5 protein-coding genes and 1 pseudogene are annotated in these 4,859 nt (G+C 51.5%); 4 read left to right on the top strand and 2 right to left on the bottom strand.

Features of this window, described 5'->3' with window-relative positions; genetic code table 11:
- Window positions 1–682, bottom strand: a 682-nt coding sequence (locus MHN01_RS16640; protein WP_370646515.1) for an aminotransferase class III-fold pyridoxal phosphate-dependent enzyme, incomplete at its 3' end; no start/stop codon positions are given.
- Window positions 683–876: 194 nt separating this feature from the next.
- Between MHN01_RS16640 and bioB the strand changes: the two genes are divergently transcribed.
- Genes bioB through bioD form a run of 4 tightly spaced genes read left to right on the top strand, consistent with a single transcriptional unit; the run spans window position 877 to window position 4,569 of the window.
- Entirely contained in the window at window positions 877–1,929 is a 1,053-nt protein-coding gene (gene bioB / locus MHN01_RS16635) for a biotin synthase BioB (RefSeq protein WP_075766431.1), read from the top strand.
- Entirely contained in the window at window positions 1,916–3,079 is a 1,164-nt protein-coding gene (gene bioF / locus MHN01_RS16630; RefSeq protein WP_239412365.1) for an 8-amino-7-oxononanoate synthase, read from the top strand. Before bioB ends, bioF begins: the two co-directional genes overlap by 14 nt.
- On the top strand, window positions 3,072–3,896 hold the full coding sequence (bioC, locus tag MHN01_RS16625) for a malonyl-ACP O-methyltransferase BioC (protein WP_239412364.1): 825 nt from the start codon (window positions 3,072–3,074) through the stop codon (window positions 3,894–3,896). The genes bioF and bioC overlap by 8 nt, the downstream gene beginning before the upstream one ends.
- Entirely contained in the window at window positions 3,889–4,569 is a 681-nt protein-coding gene (bioD, locus tag MHN01_RS16620; protein ID WP_239412363.1) for a dethiobiotin synthase, read from the top strand. The genes bioC and bioD overlap by 8 nt, the downstream gene beginning before the upstream one ends.
- Window positions 4,570–4,673: 104 nt before the next feature.
- On the opposite strand, the pseudogene MHN01_RS16615 reads toward bioD, so the two are convergent.
- Window positions 4,674–4,859: pseudogene (locus MHN01_RS16615) on the bottom strand (hypothetical protein); the annotation flags it as partial.

Genomic DNA, 4,859 nt, shown 5'->3' with positions numbered 1-4,859 from the left:
GGTAGATCCGCATACCACCGGCACCTTGAACAATCGGTTCGATGATCACGGCTGCAATTTCATTATGGTTGGCTTCGAGCTTATTTTTGAAGTCCTGGATATCCTCTTCGTTCCATTCTGCGTCAAATCGACACTGGGGAGACTGGGCGAAAATATGCTCGGGCAGGAAACCTTTATACAGGCTGTGCATGGAATTGTCGGGATCTGTTACCGACATAGCGGCGAAGGTATCACCGTGGTAGCCATGCTTGACGGTCAGAAATTTAGGACGGCATTCTCCCTTGGCGTGCCAGTATTGCAGGGCCATTTTAAGTGAGACTTCTACAGCAACGGAGCCGGAATCGGCCAGGAATACATGCTGTAGGGGCCCCGGGGTCATATCGACCAGCTTTTTGCAGAGGTCGACAGCGGGCTGGTGGGTGATCCCGCCGAACATGACGTGGGACATTTTATCAATCTGTGCCTTGGCGGCCTGATTGAGTGCCGGGTGATTATAGCCGTGAATCGTTGACCACCATGAAGACATACCGTCAATTATTTTCCTGCCGTCTTCCAGATGAAGATAGACGCCGTCGGCACTCTCAACCGGGTAGCAGGGGAGCGGGTTGAGTGTCGAGGTATAGGGGTGCCAGACGTGCTGCTGGTCAAATTCTAGATCAATTGGGTTGATTAAATTTTGCACAAATGTAAACCTTGGCCCTTGTTGGTAGTTGACAGTTTACTAACTCGAAGTAGACTAGCCAAGTATTGATACCCGTTTGGATCGATATTTAATGTCTTGATTCAAATGAAAACAGAATGAATAAAGTCGCTGTTTAGCCTGGCCCTACTTGTTTTCCAGTTGCCAATCAGCCACTGACTAAGAGGTTATTACACGTGGAAGTACGTCACGACTGGAGCGTCAAGGAAGTTCAAGCCTTATTTGACAAGCCCTTTATGGATTTGGTGTTTGAAGCTCAGCAGGTTCACCGCCAGCATCATGAACCGAATAAGGTACAGGTTAGTACTTTGCTTTCTATCAAGACCGGCGCTTGTCCGGAAGACTGTAAGTACTGTCCGCAGAGTGCCCATTACCGTACCGACGTAGAGCGTGAACGCCTGCTGGAAGTCGAGCGCGTGCTGGATGCGGCCAATAAGGCAAAGTCATCTGGTGCGACGCGATTCTGCATGGGGGCGGCGTGGAAAAACCCGAAAGAGCGCGACATGCCATATCTGCTTGATATGGTCCGTGGTGTAAAGGATATGGGGCTGGAAACCTGTATGACCCTAGGCATGATCACTAGCGATCAGGCCAATGAGCTGGCTGATGCCGGTCTCGATTACTACAACCACAACCTTGATACCTCGCCGGAGTATTACGGCAATATTATCACTACCCGTACCTATCAGGATCGCCTGGATACCCTGGGTCATGTCCGTGACGCCGGAATGAAAATCTGTTCGGGCGGTATTATCGGTATGGGCGAAAGCTCGCGTGACCGTGCAAGCCTGCTGGTGGAGCTGGCCAATCTGCCGGTTCACCCGGAAAGTGTGCCGATCAATATGCTGGTTAAGGTAAAAGGCACGCCGCTGGAGTCGGTAGAGGATGTTGACCCGTTTGACTTTGTCCGGATTATTGCAGTGGCACGTATCATCATGCCTAAGTCGGCAGTCCGTTTGTCTGCCGGTCGTGAAGATATGAACGAGCAGATGCAGGCCCTTTGCTTTATGGCAGGTGCCAACTCGGTATTCTACGGCTGTAAATTGCTGACGACACCGAACCCGGGTGAAGACAAGGATATGCAGCTGTTTGCCAAGCTCGGTATCAACCGTCAGGAGCAAGCGGCAAAACCTGATGAGATACAAGAACAAGAGCTTTTAGGCCAGGTCGCTCAGCGTGTCGCAGCCCGTCCGTCAAAAGACGATTTGTTCTACGATGCCTCGCTTTAAACACCGCATTACACAGGCCCTGAGTGATCGTAAGGCTCAGGGGCTGTATCGCCAACGTACTCGTCTTGACCGGTGCCAGCAGATGATTGACTGTCAGGGCGAGTCGCTTGTTAACTTCTCCAGCAATGATTACCTAGGCCTGGCGCAGGAGCCAGCGCTGATTGCGGCCTGGCAGCAAGGGTTAAGTCTCTACGGTACCGGGAGCGGGGCTTCGCCATTGGTGACCGGCTTTCATTCTGCCCACCATGAGCTGGAAGCACAGTTGGCCGACTGGCTAGGCTATGACAGAGCCTTACTTTTCAACAGTGGCTTCAGCGCCAATCAGGCGCTGTTATTCACCTTGTTGGAAAAGGAAGACGTGCTTATCCAGGACAAGTTGAACCATGCCTCGTTGATGGAAGCGGGCATATTGTCACCGGCTACCATGCGGCGCTTCACTCATAACGACATGACAGCGCTAGAACGCACACTGTCTCGCAGTAATCAGCAGTCTCCTGAATCGGCCCGTATGGTGGTCACGGAAGGGGTCTTCAGCATGGATGGTGATTTGTCGCCACTGGCGGATATCAAACGCCTGTGTGTTAATCATCACAGCTGGCTGGTGGTTGATGACGCCCATGGTTGCGGTGTCTTGGGCGAACAAGGCAGCGGAAGCTGTGATCATGCCGGGATCAAGGCCGATGTACTGATTGTCACCTTTGGTAAGGCGTTTGGTTTGCAGGGAGCCGCAGTGTTATGCGACGAGGAAACGGCGGAGTATTTGGTTCAGTTTGCTCGTCACTTTATTTATTCAACAGCAATGCCGCCTGCACAGGCGTTTGCCCTAAGTAAGGCATGCTCTTTGATCCGAGCGGACCAATGGCGTCGGGATAAGCTGCAAGAACTGGGCGATCTGCTTGCAGAGCGGGTTGAAGCGGATGTGGATCTTGTTGCTACCCAAACCCCGATAAAGCCATTGATCATTGGCGACAGTGATAAAACAATGGCGGCCTCCCAGGCGCTTAAAGATCGGGGGATCTGGGTGAGTGCTATCCGTCCGCCAACGGTTCCGGCCAACAGCGCGCGTCTGCGTATTACATTGACCGCGGCGCACAGCCGAGCAGATATCGACAAGCTCGCAACAGCTATTAATGAGGTGATTCATGACTAACGGAATGAATGCAGTCACTCATGGTCAGCATGAGATCCAACCGCAGGATAAAAAAGCGATAGCCGAGGCTTTTGGCCGGGCGGCCAAGCACTATGATAAAGCGGCGGCCTTTCAGCGTCAGGTCGGTCATCGTTTATTGGACAAGCTTCCGGCTGTCAGTCAGGTGGGTAGCTGCGCGCTTGATCTTGGTTGTGGAACGGGATATTTCAGCGAGCAATTGCTGCAACGTGGCTATCAGGTTTGCGCTGCGGATTTATCGGTTCAGATGTTGGCTCATGCTAAGAAGCGGTGTGGCGATATGGCTACATATATCGAGGCTGATGCCGAGGATCTGCCGCTTGAGGATAACCAGTTCGACATTGCCTTTAGCAGTCTGGCTCTGCAGTGGTGTGACGATCTGTCGGTACCGCTTGCAGAATTGAAGCGAGTGGTTAAGCCCGGCGGTTTGATCTTGTTCTCGACACTCGCCGACGGTTCGCTGTATGAACTTGCTAAATCGTGGCAGCAAGTTGATCAGTATCAACATGTAAATGAGTTTCTTTCGCCAAAAGCGATAAAACTTGCGCTGGCGCAAGCGGGCTGTTCAAGCGATGGCCTAGAATTTACGCCTATCACGATGCAATACAATACGGCAGTTGAACTCATGAAAGACCTGAAAGGGATAGGGGCTACACATCTGCAGCAGGAGCGCAAGGCAGGCTTGGCCGGTCGTAAAACGATTCAGGCGTTAGAGAGCGCTTATGCTGAGTTCCGAGATGAGAATGGCCAACTGCCGGCAACATACCAAGTCTGTTTTGGAGTAATTATTAATGACTAACGCTTTCTTTGTAGCAGGAACAGATACCGAAGTCGGTAAAACTGTTGCCTCTCGCGCAATTTTACACGCAGCTGGCAGCGCGAACATTAAGATGGCGGGTTATAAGCCTGTTGCGTCTGGCAGTGCGCCGACCGATGAGGGGATGCGTAATTCAGACGCATTGTATATTCAGGATGCTTCCGTAGTCGATCTTGCCTATGACGAAGTGAACCCGTATGCGTTTGAAGCGGCAGTGTCACCGCATCTGGCAGCCGAGCAGGAAGACAGAGTGATTAACTTTGATATTTTGTCTCAGGGGCTGGAGCATCTTAAGTCGAAATCTGAAGTGGTGCTGGTTGAAGGTGCCGGCGGCTGGCGTGTACCGGTTTCGCGTACCGATTTTCTTTCGAGCTGGGTGAAGCAAGAGAAATTGCCGGTTGTACTGGTTGTTGGTGTTAAGCTGGGTTGTTTAAGCCATGCAATTCTGACAGCTGAAGCGATTAAGAATGACGGCCTGGAGCTGGTTGGCTGGGTAGCAAACCGCATTAATCCGGGCACTGAAAACTATTCGGAGATTATCCGGATGCTGGAAGAGAACCTGCCGGGGAAAAAGCTGGGTGAGATCCCGTACATGCCTGGTATTAAGAAGCGTGACTTGTCACAGTACATTGACCTTTCACCTCTGGGACTGTAACTGAAAGCCGTCCCTGGCGAACAGTTTCGCGGTCTAGCTTAAATACACAAAACCCTGCACATTAGCAGGGTTTTTTTGTTGGTTTGAATTGGGTTTATACGGAGCTATTTGCTCTTTCTGAATAGCTCAGGCAAGCAATACCATGCAGCTGCGAATACGATCAGGCTGTATGCAAGCAGCTCGACCCCTTCTTCTGCCAGGTTTTTTACTGAACGTAGGTAGTTTTCCTGCATGGCGCCTTGCCATAAGTCTCCCATGCCGTAGATTCGGGCAAAAACGAACAAGGTTAG

The sequence above is a fragment of the Photobacterium sp. OFAV2-7 genome (genome assembly GCF_022347985.1).
Lineage (GTDB): Bacteria > Pseudomonadota > Gammaproteobacteria > Enterobacterales > Vibrionaceae > Photobacterium.
This window is presented reverse-complemented; position numbering and strand designations above follow the sequence as displayed.

Coding starts and splice junctions, on each gene's coding strand:
- bioF (WP_239412365.1), top strand. CDS start 1,916: ATGCCTCGCTTTAAACACCGCATTACACAGGCCCTGAGTGATCGTAAG.
- bioC (WP_239412364.1), top strand. CDS start 3,072: ATGACTAACGGAATGAATGCAGTCACTCATGGTCAGCATGAGATCCAA.
- bioD (WP_239412363.1), top strand. CDS start 3,889: ATGACTAACGCTTTCTTTGTAGCAGGAACAGATACCGAAGTCGGTAAA.